Origin of the sequence: Agriterribacter sp., from assembly GCF_035445465.1 — a bacterium.
Taxonomy (GTDB): domain Bacteria; phylum Bacteroidota; class Bacteroidia; order Chitinophagales; family Chitinophagaceae; genus Agriterribacter.
The window spans coordinates 73,756-93,775 of sequence record NZ_DAOMQT010000013.1 but is presented as its reverse complement, the minus strand read 5'-3'; the positions used below and the strand labels follow the sequence as shown (position 1 = coordinate 93,775).

Here is a 20,020-nt window from a genome sequence, read left to right as displayed (position 1 = left end):
GTTTCACTTAAAAGCATTAAAACCTGTTATATCCATACCGGTTATCAGCAAATGTATATCATGCGTTCCTTCATAGGTGATTACGCTTTCAAGGTTCATCATATGGCGCATTACCGAATATTCACCCGTAATACCCATGCCTCCGAGCATTTGCCTGGCATCGCGGCATATATTGGTGGCCACTTCGCAGCCGTTGCGTTTGGCCATGCTCACCTGCTGGGGTGTTGCTTTTCCTTCATTCATTAATACCGCAACCCTCCAGTTCAGCAACTGGGCTTTGCTGATCTCCGTGATCATTTCGGCTAATTTTTTTTGCTGCAATTGAAAGCCGCCTATCGGGCGATCGAATTGTATTCTTTCTTTGGCGTATCTTAAAGCAGTATCATAGCAATCCATTGCCGCACCTGTGCTTCCCCATGCTATGCCAAACCGGGCCTTGGTTAAACAGCCTAAGGGAGCTTTCAATCCTTTGGCGTTGGGCAGTATATTTTCTTTAGGCACTTTAACGTTGTCAAAAACCAGTTCACCCGTGGCGGATGCCCGCAGGCTCCATTTACCATGGGTAGTGGGTGTACTGAATCCTTCCATGCCCCTTTCCACGATCAGTCCGCGGATATCGCCATTGTCGTCTTTGGCCCATACCACGGCCACATGCGCATAAGGCGCGTTGCTGATCCACATTTTAGCACCGTTTAATACTACATGGTCTCCGGCATCGGTAAAACGGGTAAGCATACCTGCCGGGTCGGAACCATGACCGGGCTCCGTTAAGCCAAAGCAGCCCAGCCACTCGCCGCTGGCTAATTTTGGCAAATACTTTTTTCGCTGCGCCTCGCTGCCATACTCATAAATAGGGAACATTACTAAGCTGCCCTGCACAGATGCGGTAGAACGTACCCCGCTGTCGCCTCTTTCCAGTTCCTGCATCATAAGTCCATAGCTGATATAATCTAATCCGCCTCCGCCATAAGCAGCAGGGATGGTAGGGCCGAAGCAGCCCATGCCGCCTAATTGTTTAACGATATGTTCAGGAAAAGTGGCTTTTTGGGCATAGTCTTCAATAACAGGGGAAATTTCTTTTTTTACGTAAGCCCTTACACTTTCACGGATCAGCTTTTGTTCTTCCGTAAGCAAATCGTCTAATTGCAAATAATCCGGACTGGTAAACAGGTCTGTACGTGCAGCCATAGTAACTACATTTAAAGGAGCTGCTAAGATAAGTAAATAAAGCCCTAAGCCGGAATTTCGAAATTCGAATGAAAGTTCCAGGAACCAGAGAACAAGAAGCAAACCTGCCTGCGGCAGGCAAGCTTGTCCGCCGGGGCGGATAAAATTCAAATACCAAATGCCAAATCCGAAGCTGCTGTTTACTTAACCATCCGCAAATGGAGTAGGGGAGTGTTAAATCCAGATGCATTAAAAATGATCCCCGAGGATTTTGTATAATGTGTTGTAACACGCTCTTTAGCCACGAATGTCACAAATGGGCACGAATTATTCGTGATAATTAGTGTGATGCGTGGCAGGAGACAGGTCAATGGTTATTCTAAAACATAATTTAAACAGCTTCTTAGTTATTTATTGTACCTTTGCTGCTCTTAATGTTATTGCTTTCCTCTTTGTGTAGTAGTTCATTCTCCTCCATTATAGTGACCGCTTAACCTAAGGCAGATAACGTATCAATTCTTTTTTGATAGCCTTATCACTCTTTTATTACTAAAAAAATTACAAGTGTCATTTAACAATTTGCAGCTTATAGAACCTGTATTACAGGCCCTGAGCAAAGAAGGGTATACCAAACCCACCCCCATCCAGGAAAAATCAATTCCTCCTGTTTTACAAAAAAGAGACCTGCTGGGTTGCGCCCAAACAGGTACCGGAAAAACCGCCGCCTTTACTATTCCTGTTTTGCAGCTGATCCATGAGCAGAAAAAAGCAACTCAATTTTTGCAGCACCCACAGGCTTTAATACTTACGCCCACCCGGGAACTGGCTATACAGATTGGTGAAAGTATTGAGGCTTACGGCAGGTTTTTAAATGTAAAGCATACGGTAATCTTTGGCGGAGTTCCGCAACACAGCCAGGTACAGGCTATCCGCAGAGGAGTAGATATGATAGTGGCTACACCAGGCCGCTTGCTGGATCTGATGCAACAGAAAATGGTATCACTTAGCCATATTCAATATTTTGTACTGGATGAAGCAGACCGCATGCTGGATATGGGATTTATACATGATGTAAAACGCATCATTGCTCAATTGCCCACCCGGCGCCAAACACTTTTTTTCTCAGCAACCATGCCCCCGGCCATTAGTAAGCTGGCATCTGTATTATTGAAAGATCCGGTAAAGGTTGAAGTTACCCCTGTTTCTTCTGTAGTAGAAATCATACAGCAATCCGTTTATTTTGCAGAGAAGAAAAATAAGCAGTCTTTATTGATTCACCTGTTGCAGGACAGATCTATTGAAACCGTATTGGTTTTTACCCAAATGAAGCATGCCGCCGATAAGCTGGCGTATAAGCTTAATGCTGCCGGCATCCGTACCGAGGCTATTCACGGCGACAAGTCGCAGCATTCGCGTCAAAGAGCGCTTGAAAATTTCAAAAGCAGGAAGACCCGTGTATTAGTGGCAACAGATATTGCAGCACGTGGTATTGACATTGAGGAGCTCACCCATGTTATTAACTTCGACCTGCCGAATGTTCCTGAAACCTATGTACACCGTATAGGCCGCACGGGAAGGGCAGGCGCGGAAGGTATTGCCATTTCTTTTTGCGACCAGGGTGAAAAGCCCTTATTGAGCGCTATTCAAAAACTTAACCGGAGAGCCATTCCTGTGGTTAACGGCCATCCTTTTGATATGGATTCCGTTCATAATAGTATCAATAAGGTGCCTTCAGCAAGCCATGTCGGTAACTTCAAGAATATAGGAACTGCCGGTAGAGACAGAAAGCTTTTAAAGCAAAGGACCTATTGAAGAAAATCAGGCAATTAGCGATCAGTACCGGCTTTTATGAGGTGAGTAACAGCTAAGCCAGGCTGGATACTCCTTCTTTCTATATCCCTGCCCGTAGCTGATTGCTGATCGCCTTCTCCCGGATTGTAGGTTTGATATTTATTACACAGGCTCTGTGTTCCTCTGTGCTATTGTGCATCCGTGGTTCATTGTTTTATCTCCGGCAAACAGGTTTTATTTGGCTCTTGCTATTTGTTTTTTGTATTTCTTCGTATCTTACCACTACACACCATCACTATCATAACCTATGACAGAGCGCCTGCTTCAATTTATCTGGCAGATGCAGTATTTTAATAAGGCTGATCTGCACACCGCCGGTAATGAACCATTACAAATCATTCATGCCGGCCAACTCAATACCAACCAGGGTCCCGATTTCCGGGAAGCCAGTCTTAAGATCAATACAACTACCTGGGTGGGTAATATCGAACTGCATGTTAAGGCATCCGACTGGAAGCTGCACCATCACGGTGAGGACAAAAATTACAGGAACATTATATTGCACGTAGTGTGGGAAGATGACCTTTCCGTGCGGGACGAATGCGGCAATGCTATACCCACACTGGTGCTGGAGGATAGGGTATCTAAGTTTTTATTGCAACGATATGAAGAGCTGATGCTTGCCCAAACCGCCATTCCATGCAGCGGCAGCATAACGGTGGTGCCGGAATTAATATGGAGTAGTTGGAAAGCAAGGCTGGTGGCTGAGCGCTTGCAGCGCAAAGCGCAAATCGTTGTGCAGTATCTGAAAGAAACCAACGGGCATTGGGAAGAAGTATTCTGGTGGATGCTGGCCAGGAATTTTGGAATAGCGGTTAACAGCGATGCATTTGAAGCAATCGCCCGGTCGTTACCTGTTAATACGCTGGCCAGGCATAAACACCAGATACACCAGCTGGAAGCTTTTTTAATGGGACAGGCTGGTTTATTAGATGCCGATTTTGAAGAAGATTATCCCCGGATGCTGCAAAAGGAATACCGGTTTTACCGGAAGAAATACCATTTTCTTCCGGTGCATGAGCCCGTTCATTTTTTACGGATGCGGCCGGGTAATTTTCCTACCATCAGGCTGGCTCAGCTGGCAAAGCTTATCCAGCAGTCATCCCGTCTTTTTGGTAAAATAAAAGCTGCTTCCGCGCTACACCAGTTAAAAAAGATGCTAACGGTAACAGCTAACGATTACTGGCATTATCGCTACCGCTTTGATGAGGCTTCATCTTTCAAAGAAAAGGTGCTGGGCAGGCAAATGACGGATAATGTTGTTATTAATACTATTATTCCTGTTGTGTTTGCGTATGGCCATTTGAAGCAGGAGCAGGCATACAAAACCAAAGCACTGCAATGGCTTGAAGAAACTGCTGCAGAGCAAAATAGCATCACCCGTCAATGGACCGCGCTGGGCTTAGTCAATCGTTCGGCATACGATTCCCAGGCCTATATAGAATTAACCAAAACCTATTGCCGCAATAAAAATTGCCTGAGCTGTGCCGTGGGAGCCGCTATTTTAAAACGGTCGGTATAATGTTTCTTAAACCGCCTGTTGCGCCAGAGTATCTTTTTTGAAGTTAAATGCCACATTTATTTTAATATCGGGATGGATGCTGTAGAATACCGGGCAGGTAAGTGCTGCTTTTTCCAGTATCACCTGCTCTTTATCCGTGGCTTTAAAATGATCAGGGAAATGAAATGTTAAATTTAAGCCTCCTATCCTTCGCGGATTACTGTCCATTAGCTTCTCTACCTCCACTTTTACGCCTTTTAGATCAACGTTCATGTCTCTTGCTTTAATGCCCATAATGGTAAGCATGCAACTGGCCAGTGCGGTGGCCACAAGATCGGAGGGGGAAAAACGTTCACCCTTACCCTGGTTGTCCGGGGGAGCGTCTGTTTCAATGCGGGTACCTGATTTTAAATGGGTACAAACGGTGCGAAGGTTTTCTTCGTAAACTACTGTTGAAGTCATTGTGCTATTTTTGTTTAAATTTACGTTTAAAGAACAATAAAATATTTCAGGTGAAAAAAATCATTGCAGCAATTATATGTATTAGCACAACCCTTGGAGCTTTTAGTCAGCAAAGAACGGCTGAACAAAGAAAAGAGGATAAGCGAAATGCAAAAAAAGAAAAGATGAATACGCTAATGCGCCTGGAAGAAGAAGGCATACCATCTTTTCATAAACAGAATGCCTTTGGCATAAAAGTAAATACAGACGGGTGGGGCATATCTTATGAGCTGGGACGCGCCAACTCTGTAACCCGCGCCACCATATTCCAGATAGAGTTCAATGAAAAGAAGCACCGCAAAGAACAAAAAGCCAATCGCCAAACCGATGCCGGCGGCTTTATATTTTTTGGCAACCCTTTCGTTTACGGTAAAAGAAATATTTTTTACCAGTTAAAGCTTGCTGCCGGCCAACAAATTCTGGTTGGAGGCAAAAGCAATAAAAACGGTGTTTCGGTATATGGTATTGGGGCAGGTGGGCTCTCCTTAGGCCTTTTACGCCCGTATTATGTAGAAGTGCAGGACCAGCTAAATGAGAACAGGTATGTTAAATATGATTCGCCCGACAGCTCACTGTTTCTTAACACCGGCAGCATCATCGGAGGCTCGGGCTTAACCAAAGGGTGGAATGAAATGAAGCTTGCCCCCGGTTTGCACGCCAAAACTGCACTGCGCTTTGATTACAACCGGTTCAATACGATCGTATCCGCTATAGAAGGCGGAATAAACGTGGAATATTATTTTAAAGAGATTGAGCAAATGGCATATAACCCTTCGCGGAAATTCTTCGTTAATGCCTACGTATCCTTCTTATTTGGCAAACGGAAGTAAGTCGTTTACTTTTGTATTTCTGAAAACTATTTTACAATTCAAGTTATGAGCGGAGTTTGTGGTACTTCCCCGGAACCGGCGCAGCGCATTAAAAAACCCGATTGGTTAAGAGTAAAGCTGCCTATTGGTGAAAGCTATAAAAATGTAAGGAATTTAGTTGATACCCATAAGTTACATACTATATGTGAAAGCGGCAATTGTCCCAATATGGGCGAATGCTGGGGTGCGGGAACGGCTACTTTTATGATCCTCGGCAATATTTGTACAAGGAGCTGCGGCTTTTGCGCCGTGGCTACCGGCCGGCCGGAAGCGGTGGACTGGGATGAACCCCAGCGCGTAGCCGAAGCTATCTACCTCATGAAAGTAAAGCACGCTGTAATTACTTCGGTAGACAGGGACGAGCTGAAGGATGGGGGTAGCATTATATGGTACAATACCATTAAAGCGGTAAAAGCCTTAAACCCCGGCACCACGCTGGAAACGCTGATCCCTGATTTTAAAGGCGAGAAGGATAATATACAACGCATTATTGATGCTGCGCCGGAAGTAGTGTCACACAACGTTGAAACGGTTGAGCGAATGACAAAACAGGTGCGTATACAGGCCAAATACTGGAGAAGCATGGAAGTGCTCAAATACCTTAAAGAAAAGGGTATGCGAACCAAATCGGGTATCATGCTCGGACTTGGCGAAACGAAGGAAGAGGTTTTGCAAACCATGAGGGATCTCCGGGCCAATAACGTGGATGTAATTACACTCGGGCAATACCTTCAGCCCAGCGGAAGGCATTTGCCTGTTTTACGTTTCGTGCACCCCGATGAGTTTGCAGAATATACAGCAGCCGGTTATGATATGGGCTTCGATTATGTTGAAAGCGGCCCACTGGTACGTTCTTCCTATCACAGCGAAAGGCATGTATTTGAAGGAACGGGCAAAAAGGAATGGCTGAAGAAAAAAGAAATGATGGCAGGGTAGTTGAATATTGTTCATTACTTACCACTCACTCCCTAACAGCAACCGCAACCGGTTTTAACCTGATCAGTTTTAATTTGTTCAGCCCGCGCATAATAAAATAGGTGAGGTCAAACTCAAACCATTTTTTAGCAAAATTGGCGCTGTCTTTTGCATAGTGGTGATTGTTCTGGAACAATTCACCCATCAGCAGTATTCCCCACGGTGAAGAATTCTTTGAATGGTCGCCATTGTCGAAGTTACTGTAGCCGTATTTGTGTCCGCACCAGTTCACAATAGCGCCCTGAATGGGCCCCATAAGAAAATGAATGGGTAACAACAGGAACCACCACCAACTGGGCGCAAAGAAAAAATATACTGCAAAATAGGCAACGCCAAAAGCGGTTCTGGTAATCATGCTGGTGCCAAAGCGGTCGAGCTTGTTCCACACAGGAAGGTATTCCTCTGTAAATTGTTTGTCGGGAACATTTTTGCCCGTAATAAAAGCGCTGTAAATAGCCGCGGTATGCATCATCATCTGCCAGATATCTTTAAAAAAGTGAGGCGAATGCGGATCTTTTTCGGTGTCGCTGAACGTGTGATGCATCCTGTGCATTACACCATACGCCCTTGGAACCAGGTAAGAAGAGCCCTGGGCAAACCAGGTTAGAAAATAAATAAGCTTTTCTCCGAATTTAGATGTGGTATACATCTGGTGAGAGGCGTAGCGATGCAAAAAGAAAGAATGAAAAAACAATGATAAAAACCAATGGGCAAAAAAGAATATTAAAATAACGGTCATTATTATCAATTAAAACCAAAACAGCAAATATAAAGATATCTGCAGACTTAGGAATGATATTGCCTGAAATTTGGCTTAAGTTTTTGTAATCCGGATCAATGCATCCTGCCGGTACTAAAAGGCTGATCATAAAAATAATGGATACACCTGTTCTGCCTGTTTAATATAATATCAATTGCACTTACCTTTGCCCGATAGCAGGAAATTATACCACTTTAAGCTATTCACCTCAATGACAAAAAAACTGAGTCAGCATATTTTTAACAAGCAGCAGGCTTTGGAAGATGTGCCTCCTAATGAAACGATTGCGCAATGGGCTTCCAAACTTATTTGTTTATTATTTCCGGAGCTGTCTGCCCGTGATTATGATTCTGCAGAGGAGGTTGACAACACCTTTAAAAGCTTGGAAACAGAACTTACCTCCATGCTGAATGCAACAAAAGCCTGTTGCGACTGCAATAATGAATTTATATCCAACCGGTTCTTTAATAGCGCACCTGAATTATACCGCATCTTAAATACAGATGTGGAAGCCATTTTAAATGGCGATCCCGCAGCAAAAAGTGAGTTTGAGGTAATCAGGGCTTATCCCGGATTTTATGCTTTATGCTTTTACCGCATTGCGCACCAGTTGCTATTGCTTGAGGTTCCGCTGCTGCCCAGGATCCTTACGGAATATGCCCATTCAAAAACGGGTATTGATATACATCCGGGTGCAAAAATAGGAGAGCACTTTTATGTTGATCATGGTACCGGGATAGTGATTGGCGAAACGGCTGTAATCGGAAACTATGTGAAACTTTACCAGGGTGTTACCTTAGGGGCTTTGAGCGTAGACAAAAGTATGGTTTTCATGAAGCGCCATCCCACTGTAGAAGATAATGTTATTATATATTCTAACGCAACGGTACTCGGCGGTGATACCATAATCGGTCATAACAGCATTATCGGTGGTAACGTATGGCTTACGCATAGTGTTCCGGCCGGGTCATTTGTATATCATAATACTAATATTATAATAGAAGAAAGAAAGATAAAAAACAACGTATAATGGCATCCGTAGCAGATTTAATAGGTAATACCCCGCTTGTTGAGCTTCAGAAATTAAGCACAAACAGTAATGTAAAGATATTAGCCAAGCTGGAAGGCGATAACCCGGGCGGAAGCATAAAGGACCGCCCTGTGTTTAATATGATTAAAAGTGGGCTGGAGAGGGGCGATATCAATAAAACTACCAAACTAATAGAGGCAACAAGCGGAAATACAGGTATAGCCATGGCATTGGCCGCTAACCTGTTTGAACTGGAAGTGGAGCTGGTATTGCCTTCTAACTCAACGCGGGAACGGGTTTTAACAATGGAGGCATACGGGGCAAAAGTTACCCTGCTCGAAAGCATAGAAGCCTGCAGAGACTATGCCGAAGAAAAGGCTGCCCGGGGAGATTATTACCTGCTTAACCAGTTTGCCAATCCTGATAATGTATCGGCACATTATAAAACAACAGGCCCGGAAATATGGAATGATACCAAAGGCGCCGTTACGCATTTTGTAAGCGCTATGGGCACCACGGGAACAATAATGGGTTGCTCACAATATCTAAAAGAAAAAAATCCGGGTATACAAATCATCGGCTGCCAGCCTACTGAAGACTCGTCTATTCCCGGCATCAGGAGATGGTCTAAGGAATATCTTCCTAAAATTTTCGAGCCACAGCGGGTAGACAGGATCATGGATGTTTCCCAGGCTGAAGCGGTAGCCGTAACCCGCCAGCTCGCGAAAGTTGAAGGCATATTTGCGGGCATGAGTAGCGGAGGAGCTGCGGCAGCAGCAATAAGGTTAAGCAAAGAAATTGCTTCCGGTGTAATCGTTTTTATTGTTTGCGACCGCGGCGACAGGTATTTGAGCAGCGACCTGTTCGGATAAATTGTGTGGCTATAAAGCAATTATTTCATGCGAAACCTGCAGTTGCTCCAGCGCTTCTTTTAAACGATTGCAATGGGTGTCTGTAATAAAAACCTGCCCTTTGTTTTCAACGCATACTTTAAAAAGCAGGTTCTTCATCCTTTTTTCGTCTAATTTTTCAAATATGTCATCCAGTAATAAAAGGGGAGGGAACCCTTTGTGTTGCAGCAATACTTCAAATTCCGCCAGTTTCAGGGCAAACAAAAGGCACTTTCTTTGTCCCTGTGAAGCGGTTGTTTTAAAAGGATAATCTTCCAGTTCCAGTTCAAGATCGTCGCGGTGTATACCCTGCGTGGTGCGTTGCAGCGCTATATCCTTTGCTTTATTTTTGAGCAATATGCTTTTAAAATCGTTTGATTCTAAATGACTTTTATAGGTTATCGTTAATTTTTCTTCATCTGTGGCAATGGAATGATACAACCTGAGTACCACGGGTATAAACCCTTCCAGGAATTGCGAACGCCGGGTATAGATAAAATTGCCTGCCACTATAAGCTGGGCGGAAATAACTTCCATAAGGTTTTCATCCATATGGCCCGTATCGGCCAACTGCTTCAGCAAACTGTTGCGCTGCTGAAGTATTTTATTGTAGTCTATTAAAGTTTGCAGATAGGTGGCGTCTAACTGTGAGATCGTATAGTCTATGAATTTTCTCCGTTCCTCGCTTGCCTGGGTTATGATAGCCACATCATCGGGGGCAATCATTACACAGGGAAATTTGCCGATATGGGCTGCAAACCTGGTGTAATTTTCATTGTCTACACCAAATTCTTTCTTTCCATTCTCTCTTAATACGCAGGTTATATGATGACTGTTATCCTTTAAAGTGATCTGCCCTTCTAACCTGAATCCCTGTTTTCCCTGCTGGGCATTTTGTATATCTGTTTTACCGAAATAGCTTTTTGTAAAACACATATAGTAGATGGCATCCAGCAAATTTGTCTTTCCGCTGCCGTTTTTACCGCAAAAGCCGGTTACATTCCGGGAAAAGGAAAAGTGGGCGTGGCTGTAATTCCGGAACTGTACTAATGATATGTCATCTAATTTAAACAAAGCGCAAATCTATACTGAATCCTGAAAATAAAGCTGAAATTCAGAATTTTGACAGGAGAAGTCTTAGAATTTGAAATTCAGAATTTAAGATTTAACGCATATATTTGCTGCTCAATTTTGCAACGTGAGCGCTACAATAAAAGAAACCGTAAAGTTTACAAAGGAAACTTACCTGTATTGGTACGAATTGATGCTTTTGTTACGCCGTTTTGAAGAAAAGGCCGGGCAGTTGTATGGTATGCAGAAGATCCGCGGCTTTTGCCATTTGTATATTGGGCAGGAGGCTTTAGCGGCAGGCTGTATGACAGCTACGAAACCGGAAGATACATTTATTACAGCCTACCGCGATCACGGGCTGGCTATTGCCAAAGGGGTAAGCGCTAAATCCTGCATGGCCGAACTTTTTGGGAAAGCCACAGGATGCTCAAAGGGAAAGGGAGGAAGCATGCACTTCTTTGGGGTGAAAGAGCGGTTCTTTGGCGGGCATGGTATTGTTGGCGCACAAATCGCTACAGGAGCCGGGCTGGCATTTGCCGAGCAATATAAGGGCACGGACAACATATCGCTTACTTTTTTTGGAGACGGCGCAGCACGCCAGGGGATATTACATGAAACCTTTAACCTGGCAATGATATGGAAGCTGCCTGTAGTTTTCATTTGCGAGAACAACAACTACGCCATGGGAACTTCCGTTCAGCGAACATCTAATGTAATGGATATTTATAAGCTTGCCGATGCATACGATATGCCGGGTGATGCGGTAGACGGTATGAGTCCGGAAGCGGTGCACGAAGCTGTTGGACGTGCGGTAAAGAGAGCCAGGGAAGGTGGCGGACCTACATTGCTGGAAATAAAAACGTACAGGTATAAAGGGCATTCGATGAGCGATCCCGCAAAATACCGGACCAAGGAAGAAGTGGAGGAATATAAAGAACGCGACCCCATTGAATATACCAAAAGCAGATTAATTAAAACCTTTAATGTTACAGAAGAGGAGATTGAAGTGATTAACGAAAGAGTAAAAGCAGAAGTAGACGAATCTGTAAAATTTGCTGAAGAAAGCCCCTGGCCGGATGATGATGAATTATTAAAGGATATCTATAAACAAGAGGACTATCCTTTTATAATGGACTAAATAAACCCGAATTAAAATAATAAAAAAGAATACCGAGTTATACAATGAGTGCAATAAAAAAACACGAAACGGTTAAGCATACAGACAGGCTATTGGACGCGCAGGACTTCTGGGAAAGAAATAATAAAAGCATTATTATTGCCCTGTCTGCTGTAATTGTGCTGATAGGCGGTTATTTTGCATATAAGTACCTGTACCGGCTTCCTGAAGAAAAAAAGGGTGTTGAAGCTATTGCCAAAGCGCAGCAGTATTTTGCCAATGACTCCCTGCAACTGGCATTGAACGGAGATGGCAGGAACGCGGGTTTTTTAAAAGTGATCAGTAAATACGGAGGAACGCCCTCTGGTAATCTTGCCAAACTGTATGCAGGCGAAACCTACCTTCAGTTAGGAGATTATAATAATGCTTTAAAATACCTTAAGGATTTTGACGCTAACGGCTCTGTTCAAACCCAGGCGCTGGTATACGGACTGATGGGAGATGCTTTATCGGAACTGAAGAAAAATGAAGAGGCGCTGGAAAACTATAAAAAAGCAGGTACTACTTTTGAACAAAACGAGGCATTGTCTTCTGAATATTTGTTCAGGGCTGCCAGCCTGTACGAAGTAATGGGTAAAAACAAAGAAGCGATTGAGCTTTTCCAGCAGTTAAAAGATAAATTTCCCAGAACGGAAAGAGGATTTACGGCTGAAAAATACTTAGGCAAATTAGGGGCAACCGATTAATTTGAAATTTCAAATTTCAGATTTTAAATTTATTTGTATCGTCAATGGCTGAAATAACGAACAGTAATTTATATCATTTAGATGCAGGCATTCTACCCAGGGATGCCTGTGTTGTTATAGTGCGTACCGAATGGAATGCGGCAATAGTAGATAGGTTAGAAGAAGGATGCAGGCAAGTTTTAACGGAGCACAGGGTAGCGTTCCGGGTGATTACGGTTCCGGGTGCTTTTGAAGTACCCTTTGGGATATCGGCTTACTGGAATGCTCATTTACAGGGCCAAAACCGGCCCGATGCGTTTATTGCTTTGGCATGCGTGGTAAGAGGCGGCACACCACATTTCGACTATGTTTGCAAAGGAATTACCGATGGCATTGTGCAGCTTAACCTTACCTTACCCGTGCCTTCTGTTTTTGGCGTGCTTACGGTAGATACGGATGAGCAGGCCGAAGAAAGAACCGGCGGAAGGCATGGACACAAAGGAAAAGAAGCGGCTATTACCGCGTTAAAAATGATAGCTTTGAAGGCGTCACTTAATAAAGCTATTTAAATGATTATGCCGGAGGTGTAATTGCCATGGATGTTCAATTATTTGTTCCCTGCTTTATAGACCAGTTGTATCCGCAAACGGCTTTTAATATGATAAAAGTGCTGGAGAAACTGGGGTGTAATGTGCATTACAATACCAACCAAACCTGCTGCGGGCAGCCTGCTTTTAATGCAGGATTCCGGGATGATGCCAGGGATGTATGTCATAAATTTCTTACCGATTTTTCAGGTTCAGGCTATATTGTTTCACCCGGCGCCTCGTGCACGGGGTTTGTAAAAAATTATTACCCGCTCCTGTTTGATAATTCTTCATTGCACAATGAAGTAAAAGACACGGGTAAAAGGATGTTCGAATTCAGCGCATTCCTTACCGACATACTAAAAGTGGAAGATGTAGGCGCCGAATTTTATGGAAAAGCTACTTACCACGATTCCTGCGCCGCCCTGCGTGAGCTGCACATTAAATCGGCCCCGCGCCGGCTGCTTAACCATGTAAAAGGACTTGAACTGGTGGAAATGAATGATGTGGAAACCTGCTGCGGGTTTGGCGGCACCTTTGCGATTAAATTTGAAACAATTGCTGTAGCTATGGGCGATCAGAAAGTGGTTAATGCCGGCAATACCGGCGCCGGTTATATCATATCAACAGATATGAGCTGCCTGATGCATCTTGACGGGGTAATTAAACATAAAGGATTGGCTATTCAAACCATGCATATTGCGGATGTGCTGGCGAGCGGATGGTAATGGATTTGAGATTTGAGATTTTAAATTTGAGATTGCATCGCGCTTCGGGTTATTTAATTTATGGTTTGTGGTTTATGGTTTATTGTTGGCGTTTTGAATTTCGGACTTTCCGCTTCGGATTTGGCATTTGAAATTTATCCGCCCCGGCGGACAGGTTTGGTTCTTGTTATTTGTTTTTTGGTGCTTCCTTTCGGATTTCAAATTCCCGGCTTTGGATTTAGTATTTATTTGTTTCTTCGTATTTTGCCCGAAATCATAAACCTCTCACCATTATGGCATACTGGCTTGTAAAATCGGAACCTTTCAAATACAGCTGGGATCAGCTTGTAAAAGACAAGCAAACTTTCTGGGACGGCGTACGCAATTATGCGGCGCGGAATAACCTTAAAGCGATGAAAAAAGGAGATGAAGTTTTATTTTATCATAGCAATGAGGGGTTGGAAATTGTAGGTATAGCTAAAGTGGCAAAAGAGCACTACCCCGATCCAACGGCTGATGACGATGCATGGGTAGTGGTGGATATAAAGCCTTATAAAAAGCTACGGAAGCCGGTTAGCCTCGCTCAGATCAAGTCAGACAGGCGTTTGGCCGATATGGCACTCGTTAGGCTGGGGCGGCTTTCGGTGCAGCCGGTTACGGAAAACGAATGGCAGATCATTATGGAAATGTCCGCACAATAAAATTTCAGAAATCCGGGTTCACCCCGGTATAATTCAGTGGTGTAATAGCTTTTAATTCTTTTTTAAGGGATGAAGATATCTTAAGGGAATCAATAAAGCCATGCATGGTTTTTTGATTCATGTCCGCCGCGCCCCTCGTAAGTTCCTTTAAAGCTTCATATGGATTGGGATAATGCTCACGTCTTAGAATGGTTTGTATCGCTTCGGCTACTACCGCCCAGTTCTGATCCAGGTCATGCTTTATTTTGGTTTCATTTAATAGTAATTTTCCCAGCCCTTTATCAAAAGATTTTAATGCCAGCATGGTGTGTGCAAATGGAACGCCTATATTTCTCAGCACGGTGGAATCGGTAAGATCGCGCTGCAGCCGCGACACGGGTAGCTTTGCCGAAAGGTGTTCCAGCAGCGCAATGGCCATGCCAAGATTGCCTTCCGCATTTTCAAAATCTATAGGATTTACTTTATGCGGCATTGCCGAAGAGCCTATTTCTCCTTTTTTTACTTTCTGCTTAAAATACTCAAGTGAAATATATGTCCATATATCACGGCAAAAATCAATCAAAATAGTATTGATGCGTTTTATACCGTCAAAGTGAGCGGCGATATGATCATAATGCTCAATCTGGGTAGTAAATTGCTGGCGCTGTAACCCCAGCGAATTGCTGCAAAAATCATTGGCAAACTTTATCCAGTCTGTTTTGGGATACGCCACGTGATGCGCGTTAAAATTACCCGTAGCGCCTCCAAACTTGCAGGAATAAGGGATGGATTGCAGCAGTTGTAATTGCTGGCTTAGCCGTTCCGCAAATACCATGAACTCTTTACCCAAACGGGTAGGCGAAGCCGGCTGCCCGTGTGTGCGCGCCAGCATGGGTATGTTTTTCCAGGTTGCGGCCAGTTTCTTTATTCGTAAAATAAGGGTGGCTATGGCAGGATAGTATTCGTTTTCTAAGGATTCTTTCCATAGTAGCGGTACTGCAGTATTATTTACATCCTGCGAAGTAAGCCCAAAGTGTATCCATTCTTTTAGATGACCGAGCTTTAAGGCATCCAGTTCCTGTTTAATATAGTATTCCACCGCTTTTACATCGTGATTGGTAATTTTTTCTATATTTTTTATTTCAGTTGCCTTACTGGTGGTGAAATGCTGGTATATTGCTTTTAATGCTTTTACCTGCGCGGGTTTTAACGCAAAGTATTTCTTCTGACTTAACGCGATGAAATATTCTATTTCAACAAGGATACGATAGCGGATTAATGCAAATTCAGAAAAATACTGGTCTAAATGATGAACCTGGTTCCTGTATCTGCCATCCACCGGAGAGATGGCAGTAAGCGCTGATAAATCCATTATTGTATAATATTTGAAGTATAATAAAAGGGGATTAGCCTACATTTGCGGGCAAACCTACATGAAAAAGTTGAAAAATTTTTATCGGTACGCAATGGTACAGGTGCATGGATGATTTAATTGAAACCAAACATGAGAAATAAAATAAGCGTTGGCATAATTGATTATCTGAATGTAAAGCCGCTTTTGTATGGTATTAAGCATTCCCGGGTTATTGATGACATAAATATTGTAGAAACTTTTCCTTCCCGGCTCGCTGCAATGCTGCTGTCGGGAGAAGTGGATATGGGGATTGTGCCTGTGGCAGTTATTCCCGAAATGCAGGAATCTTATATTGTTTCGGATTATTGTATCGGATGCAACGGACCCGTAGCAACGGTTTGTTTATTCAGCGAGGTTCCGGTTAACCGCATTGAAACGGTATTGCTAGATTATCAGTCAAAAACATCCGTAACCCTGGCAAGAATATTACTGGAGCAATACTGGAAAATTTCACCTGTGTTTGAGTATGCTACAGACGAAGCGTTCCGGCAGCGCATAACAGGCACCACGGCGGCTGTAGTAATAGGCGACAGGGCATTTGAACAAAGGAGCAAGTCAACATATATCTATGATTTGGGGGAAGCCTGGAAAGACTTTACAGGATTGCCCTTTGTATTTGCCGCCTGGATAGCCAATAAACCCCTGCCCGATGGATTTATTCATGCTTTTAACGAGGCGAATGCATTTGGACTCATGCATATCGAAGAAGTAGTACAGGAAAGCCAGTATAAATTATTTGATCTGAACCAATACTATAAGTACAATGTTAATTATGTGTTAGATGAGAAAAAGAAAGAAGGGCTGGCGGCATTCCTGTTCCTGTTAAAGCAGGTACAATCGCCGGTATAAAGCGGAACGCTTACTGCATACACCGCCTGTACTGTTATTTTTGGTGAACGCTTCATTTTTTTTGGCAGTATCCTCTTGCGCGTTATTTTTGAATAATATTACTCCGATATGGAATGGTTAACAACTCCCGAAGCATGGATCTCGCTGCTAACACTTACGGTGCTGGAAATTGTTCTGGGCATTGATAATATTGTTTTTATTTCTATCATCTCCGGAAAATTACCTCCGCATCAGCAAAAAAAAGCCAGGAGAATAGGCCTGTCGCTTGCAATGATCACGAGAGTACTGTTGTTGCTTTCTATTAGCTGGATAATGACCTTAACGGCTACGCTTTTTAGTATAGGGGAATGGTTTGGCGTAGAAGCGGGCGACTTATTTGAAAAATTAAAAATATCGGGCAGGGATATTATACTTATTGCAGGTGGCCTGTTCCTGATATATAAAAGCACCACCGAAATTCATGAAAGAGTAGAGGGTCACGGAGCGGAAACAGCAAAAAAATCACCAAGGGTCATTTCTTTCAGCAGGGTCATTATTGAAATAATCCTGCTGGATGTGGTATTTTCTCTTGATTCTGTAATTACTGCCGTGGGCATGGCAGATCATATAGAAATAATGATAGCGGCTGTGGTAATAGCGGTATTGATCATGTTCGTTTCAGCAGAAAGGATCAGCAGCTTTGTAAATGATCACCCCACAGTAAAAATGCTGGCATTATCTTTCCTGCTGCTGATCGGCATTTCGCTCATAGCGGAAGGATTAGACCAGCATATCCCCAAAGGGTATATTTATTTCGCTATGGCATTCTCCGTTTTTGTGGAAGCACTTAACCTGAGAGCGGCTAAAAAGCGTAAACCAATATAATTTTTGCATTTACCCCATTCCCATTTACCTTTGCGCTTCTTTTAAACAGTACGGCAAAATCCGTACAACCTTAAAACATTGATAATCATGAAACAAGGTATCCATCCGCAAAATTACAGGTTTGTAATTTTCAAAGACATGAGTAACGGGTCTACATTCCTTACCCGTTCAACAGCAGCCTCCAGGGAAACCATCAAATGGGAAGACGGAAATGAATATCCGCTGATCAAACTCGAAATTTCCAATACTTCGCATCCTTTCTATACCGGGCAAAAGGTATTGGTTGATACAGCAGGACGTATTGATAAATTCAAAAAGAAATACGCAAAAAAATAATTTCTTAGTCCAAACGAATACAGATCCCTCCGGTTTACCGGGGGGATTTTGCTTTATAGTGTTTAACACAATAGCATCACAACAAAAGACGATTTCAGCACCGTGTTTTTACGGAATCAAAATCTTTTTTTTGAAGAAAGACATTGATAATCAATTCCAGTATGAAAATGAAAAGAAACCGGCTATTTACCGAATCATAAATTTATTTTTGAATTACTATAATGTTTGAGTGTCTTGAAGCCAGCGTCACGAGATCGGCAGGCGCCAAGGCAACAAGCGTATTATCCCAAGTTTTTAATGCTGCCGGGGATGAATACTGAAGAATATTGCTGGCCACCCTTTCACAAATGGCAGACATGCCATCATTCGGGTTCCATACTTCGTCAATCGTCTCGTTGCTTTTGGTTATATTGAGTAATCCTCTTGCTTGTAACTCACTTACCAGACCGGATGCCTGAAAACCGCCAAAATTTTTTGATGTATTCACCCAAAAAGATAGTCCGTTAAAATTAGTATTGGGGAAATAAGAAAGTATGGTGTTCTTTGTACTGGTGGTTAGTCGGTCCACAATGGATGATGGCGGTCCTCCTTGCCAGTACAGGAAAGGAAGATATTGTATTTTGGTTTCATAAAGTGGATGGGAAAGCAAATAAGGATTCATGGCTACCCCCAGCACCGGGTTGCTACCGAATACCAAATTGTTTTTTTGCATAAAGGAAAGGGTTAGGTAGGTAGCCAAGTTGTATAATTCCAGTGTACCCCCACTTACGGTGGCGGTTAATACCTGCACGCTGGTTACTCCGGTTTGAGATTTCGCTACGGCCGAGAAGTTATTAATTTGTTCATCTGCCACACCGCTTTCCCAATCAGATATTTGACGGTAATTGCTCTCCAGTAAATTATCATAATCGTGCAGGTCTTTAATACGGCTATACAGATTGTCAAAATCACCGGTAGTGCCGCCTTGGGTATATAAAAGGAAGATATCGCTTTGATTATAACCTGTTGAAGGAGTGTTGTTATATAAAATCTTTTTGGCAGTACCTTCTCCGGCGCCTAAGGTTGTAGTGCCTGTAATGACGATATTTTTTACATTATGCTGTTGTAAAAAGGTGATATACTGGGGAGGCAATCTTAACAATTTGATCCACGAAACCGCCTTGGCTACTGAGCCATCATAGCCCAATACACTGTAAGCATCATATCCATGGTCTTTGGAATACTGCAAAATTGCAGCGATCTCTTTAACTGTGTCTGCACTTACTAAAAAATGCAAAGGCAAAACAGGCGCTTTCATTGTTCTTGACAGATACGGTATAGAAGCTACACCGGTTGAAATAACGACTGTGTCAAATGTTGTCGTACTTCCAAACTGCTGGTTATAATAATTTACAGTGTTGTTGACGGAGGCTTCAAGAAACCGCGTTGTGCTATAAACAGATCTTGGCCCGCTTCCAGGTGCGCTTGGGTACCACGAATGCGCCACACCTGCCGATAGGTTTTCAGCAGCTTTCCCTATGGCATATTCAGCACTCATGCCTCCATCCAGTAAATGCACACTCAAACCCTGGTAGGAGGCAGCTGTAATCTTAAAAGTGGTCAGAATGTTTTGATTCACGACTCTGAAAAAAGTCATAAAGGTGTTGGGGATAGTCGAATTGTTTTGGAAAGTTCCGCCTATAAATTCTCCAAAAGCATTTAACAATGCGTAACTGGGAACCGTCCAGATGGGTTTGTTTACGATTGAATAAGTCTGTCCTGCCGCAATAGTTATATTTGTAGCAAGCGTTACTGTTTGGTTAAAAGTAGCATACGGGTCGGAAATATCCTTGAAAAAAACATGGAGTTCGTTCAATTGAATTGTTTGCCCGGTAATATTTTGAACATCGAGCGATAAAGTAACGCTTTCTCCAGCCAGGTAAGCCCCTTTGTTGGTTGCGCATTTGGAAAAAGTAAGCCCTCCGTTACTAAACGAAGTCTTTTGTGATAAACTTTTTTGTTTGTTTGCTTCGGGCGTATTTAACACTTTTCGGCAGGCGGTTAGTGGAAGCAGTAATGAAGTGGAAGCGAGACCTCCCCACCTCAGGAACTTTCTACGCTTAAGCATACTCGTTTGATTTTTTAGT

20 protein-coding genes are annotated in these 20,020 nt (G+C 43.1%); 14 read left to right on the top strand and 6 right to left on the bottom strand.

Going from position 1 to position 20,020, the window contains the following annotated elements; translation table 11 throughout:
- Nucleotides 1-3: 3 nt before the first annotated feature.
- A complete protein-coding gene (locus tag PLE34_RS09250; protein ID WP_324556127.1) occupies nt 4-1,188 on the bottom strand; it encodes an acyl-CoA dehydrogenase family protein in 1,185 nt (394 codons plus the stop codon).
- 543 nt (nt 1,189-1,731) lie between these two features.
- On the opposite strand from PLE34_RS09250, the gene PLE34_RS09245 reads away from it, so the two are divergent.
- Together PLE34_RS09245 and PLE34_RS09240 are read left to right on the top strand one after the other, a co-directional pair.
- Nucleotides 1,732-2,979 carry a DEAD/DEAH box helicase gene (locus PLE34_RS09245; RefSeq protein ID WP_324556126.1) on the top strand — a complete coding sequence of 416 codons (1,248 nt, stop codon included), beginning with the start codon at nt 1,732-1,734 and terminating at the stop codon, nt 2,977-2,979.
- A gap of 286 nt (nt 2,980-3,265) precedes the next feature.
- Nucleotides 3,266-4,540, top strand: coding sequence for a DUF2851 family protein (locus PLE34_RS09240; RefSeq protein WP_324556124.1), 1,275 nt, complete (start codon nt 3,266-3,268; stop codon nt 4,538-4,540).
- A gap of 6 nt (nt 4,541-4,546) precedes the next feature.
- Here the strand turns inward: PLE34_RS09240 and PLE34_RS09235 are convergent, their stop codons facing one another.
- Nucleotides 4,547-4,981 carry an OsmC family protein gene (locus PLE34_RS09235; protein ID WP_324556122.1) on the bottom strand — a complete coding sequence of 145 codons (435 nt, stop codon included), beginning with the start codon at nt 4,979-4,981 and terminating at the stop codon, nt 4,547-4,549.
- Between the two features lie 50 nt (nt 4,982-5,031).
- Here PLE34_RS09235 and PLE34_RS09230 point away from each other — a divergent pair, with 50 nt between their 5' ends.
- Together PLE34_RS09230 and lipA are read left to right on the top strand one after the other, a co-directional pair.
- The gene (locus PLE34_RS09230) at nt 5,032-5,850 is read left to right on the top strand and encodes a hypothetical protein (protein ID WP_324556120.1); all 819 of its coding nucleotides are present in this window, start codon (nt 5,032-5,034) and stop codon (nt 5,848-5,850) included.
- 45 nt (nt 5,851-5,895) lie between these two features.
- Entirely contained in the window at nt 5,896-6,825 is a 930-nt protein-coding gene (lipA, locus tag PLE34_RS09225) for a lipoyl synthase (protein ID WP_324556118.1), read from the top strand.
- Nucleotides 6,826-6,850: 25 nt separating this feature from the next.
- On the opposite strand, the gene PLE34_RS09220 is transcribed toward lipA, so the two are convergent.
- Entirely contained in the window at nt 6,851-7,603 is a 753-nt protein-coding gene (locus PLE34_RS09220; protein ID WP_324556116.1) for a fatty acid desaturase, read from the bottom strand.
- A gap of 232 nt (nt 7,604-7,835) precedes the next feature.
- Here PLE34_RS09220 and epsC point away from each other — a divergent pair, with 232 nt between their 5' ends.
- Together epsC and cysM are read left to right on the top strand one after the other, a co-directional pair.
- Nucleotides 7,836-8,654, top strand: a complete 819-nt coding sequence (epsC, locus tag PLE34_RS09215) for a serine O-acetyltransferase EpsC (protein ID WP_324556114.1) — start codon at nt 7,836-7,838, stop codon at nt 8,652-8,654.
- Nucleotides 8,654-9,526 (top strand): cysteine synthase CysM, encoded by an 873-nt coding sequence (cysM, locus tag PLE34_RS09210; RefSeq protein ID WP_324556112.1) that lies wholly within the window; start codon nt 8,654-8,656, stop codon nt 9,524-9,526. The genes epsC and cysM overlap by 1 nt, the downstream gene beginning before the upstream one ends.
- 9 nt (nt 9,527-9,535) lie before the next feature.
- On the opposite strand, the gene recF is transcribed toward cysM, so the two are convergent.
- Nucleotides 9,536-10,618: a DNA replication/repair protein RecF gene (gene recF, locus PLE34_RS09205; RefSeq protein WP_324556110.1), complete on the bottom strand. Its 1,083-nt coding sequence runs from the start codon at nt 10,616-10,618 to the stop codon at nt 9,536-9,538.
- A gap of 190 nt (nt 10,619-10,808) precedes the next feature.
- Here recF and pdhA point away from each other — a divergent pair, with 190 nt between their 5' ends.
- The 5 genes from pdhA to PLE34_RS09180 all read left to right on the top strand — a co-directional run bounded on the left by pdhA (nt 10,809) and on the right by PLE34_RS09180 (nt 14,452).
- Nucleotides 10,809-11,753 carry a pyruvate dehydrogenase (acetyl-transferring) E1 component subunit alpha gene (gene pdhA / locus PLE34_RS09200; RefSeq protein ID WP_502875868.1) on the top strand — a complete coding sequence of 315 codons (945 nt, stop codon included), beginning with the start codon at nt 10,809-10,811 and terminating at the stop codon, nt 11,751-11,753.
- A 44-nt stretch (nt 11,754-11,797) separates the two neighbouring features.
- Entirely contained in the window at nt 11,798-12,478 is a 681-nt protein-coding gene (locus PLE34_RS09195) for a tetratricopeptide repeat protein (protein WP_324556106.1), read from the top strand.
- 44 nt (nt 12,479-12,522) lie between these two features.
- Nucleotides 12,523-13,026 (top strand): 6,7-dimethyl-8-ribityllumazine synthase, encoded by a 504-nt coding sequence (gene ribH, locus PLE34_RS09190; RefSeq protein WP_324556104.1) that lies wholly within the window; start codon nt 12,523-12,525, stop codon nt 13,024-13,026.
- A gap of 26 nt (nt 13,027-13,052) precedes the next feature.
- Complete coding sequence (locus PLE34_RS09185; RefSeq protein ID WP_324556102.1) at nt 13,053-13,772, top strand: (Fe-S)-binding protein; 720 nt, start codon at nt 13,053-13,055, stop codon at nt 13,770-13,772.
- A 272-nt stretch (nt 13,773-14,044) separates the two neighbouring features.
- A complete protein-coding gene (locus tag PLE34_RS09180) occupies nt 14,045-14,452 on the top strand; it encodes an EVE domain-containing protein (protein WP_324556100.1) in 408 nt (135 codons plus the stop codon).
- A gap of 4 nt (nt 14,453-14,456) precedes the next feature.
- On the opposite strand, the gene purB is transcribed toward PLE34_RS09180, so the two are convergent.
- Nucleotides 14,457-15,803 (bottom strand): adenylosuccinate lyase, encoded by a 1,347-nt coding sequence (gene purB / locus PLE34_RS09175; RefSeq protein ID WP_324556098.1) that lies wholly within the window; start codon nt 15,801-15,803, stop codon nt 14,457-14,459.
- A gap of 132 nt (nt 15,804-15,935) precedes the next feature.
- Here purB and PLE34_RS09170 point away from each other — a divergent pair, with 132 nt between their 5' ends.
- The 3 genes from PLE34_RS09170 to PLE34_RS09160 all read left to right on the top strand — a co-directional run bounded on the left by PLE34_RS09170 (nt 15,936) and on the right by PLE34_RS09160 (nt 17,894).
- Complete coding sequence (locus tag PLE34_RS09170; RefSeq protein WP_324556096.1) at nt 15,936-16,694, top strand: menaquinone biosynthetic enzyme MqnA/MqnD family protein; 759 nt, start codon at nt 15,936-15,938, stop codon at nt 16,692-16,694.
- Between the two features lie 108 nt (nt 16,695-16,802).
- A complete protein-coding gene (locus PLE34_RS09165; protein ID WP_324556094.1) occupies nt 16,803-17,558 on the top strand; it encodes a TerC family protein in 756 nt (251 codons plus the stop codon).
- An 87-nt stretch (nt 17,559-17,645) separates the two neighbouring features.
- Nucleotides 17,646-17,894 (top strand): type B 50S ribosomal protein L31, encoded by a 249-nt coding sequence (locus tag PLE34_RS09160; RefSeq protein ID WP_324556092.1) that lies wholly within the window; start codon nt 17,646-17,648, stop codon nt 17,892-17,894.
- A 202-nt stretch (nt 17,895-18,096) separates the two neighbouring features.
- On the opposite strand, the gene PLE34_RS09155 is transcribed toward PLE34_RS09160, so the two are convergent.
- Nucleotides 18,097-20,001, bottom strand: coding sequence for a hypothetical protein (locus PLE34_RS09155; protein ID WP_324556090.1), 1,905 nt, complete (start codon nt 19,999-20,001; stop codon nt 18,097-18,099).
- Between the last annotated feature and the right edge of the window lie 19 nt (nt 20,002-20,020).

Bases quoted from the DNA above. Each gene is read 5' to 3' on its own strand.
- PLE34_RS09250 (WP_324556127.1), bottom strand. From the start codon at position 1,188: ATGGCTGCACGTACAGACCTGTTTACCAGTCCGGATTATTTGCAATTA.
- PLE34_RS09240 (WP_324556124.1), top strand. From the start codon at position 3,266: ATGACAGAGCGCCTGCTTCAATTTATCTGGCAGATGCAGTATTTTAAT.
- PLE34_RS09235 (WP_324556122.1), bottom strand. From the start codon at position 4,981: ATGACTTCAACAGTAGTTTACGAAGAAAACCTTCGCACCGTTTGTACC.
- lipA (WP_324556118.1), top strand. From the start codon at position 5,896: ATGAGCGGAGTTTGTGGTACTTCCCCGGAACCGGCGCAGCGCATTAAA.
- PLE34_RS09220 (WP_324556116.1), bottom strand. From the start codon at position 7,603: ATGACCGTTATTTTAATATTCTTTTTTGCCCATTGGTTTTTATCATTG.
- epsC (WP_324556114.1), top strand. From the start codon at position 7,836: ATGACAAAAAAACTGAGTCAGCATATTTTTAACAAGCAGCAGGCTTTG.
- cysM (WP_324556112.1), top strand. From the start codon at position 8,654: ATGGCATCCGTAGCAGATTTAATAGGTAATACCCCGCTTGTTGAGCTT.
- pdhA (WP_502875868.1), top strand. From the start codon at position 10,809: ATGCTTTTGTTACGCCGTTTTGAAGAAAAGGCCGGGCAGTTGTATGGT.
- PLE34_RS09195 (WP_324556106.1), top strand. From the start codon at position 11,798: ATGAGTGCAATAAAAAAACACGAAACGGTTAAGCATACAGACAGGCTA.
- ribH (WP_324556104.1), top strand. From the start codon at position 12,523: ATGGCTGAAATAACGAACAGTAATTTATATCATTTAGATGCAGGCATT.
- PLE34_RS09185 (WP_324556102.1), top strand. From the start codon at position 13,053: ATGGATGTTCAATTATTTGTTCCCTGCTTTATAGACCAGTTGTATCCG.
- PLE34_RS09180 (WP_324556100.1), top strand. From the start codon at position 14,045: ATGGCATACTGGCTTGTAAAATCGGAACCTTTCAAATACAGCTGGGAT.
- purB (WP_324556098.1), bottom strand. From the start codon at position 15,803: ATGGATTTATCAGCGCTTACTGCCATCTCTCCGGTGGATGGCAGATAC.
- PLE34_RS09170 (WP_324556096.1), top strand. From the start codon at position 15,936: ATGAGAAATAAAATAAGCGTTGGCATAATTGATTATCTGAATGTAAAG.
- PLE34_RS09165 (WP_324556094.1), top strand. From the start codon at position 16,803: ATGGAATGGTTAACAACTCCCGAAGCATGGATCTCGCTGCTAACACTT.
- PLE34_RS09160 (WP_324556092.1), top strand. From the start codon at position 17,646: ATGAAACAAGGTATCCATCCGCAAAATTACAGGTTTGTAATTTTCAAA.
- PLE34_RS09155 (WP_324556090.1), bottom strand. From the start codon at position 20,001: ATGCTTAAGCGTAGAAAGTTCCTGAGGTGGGGAGGTCTCGCTTCCACT.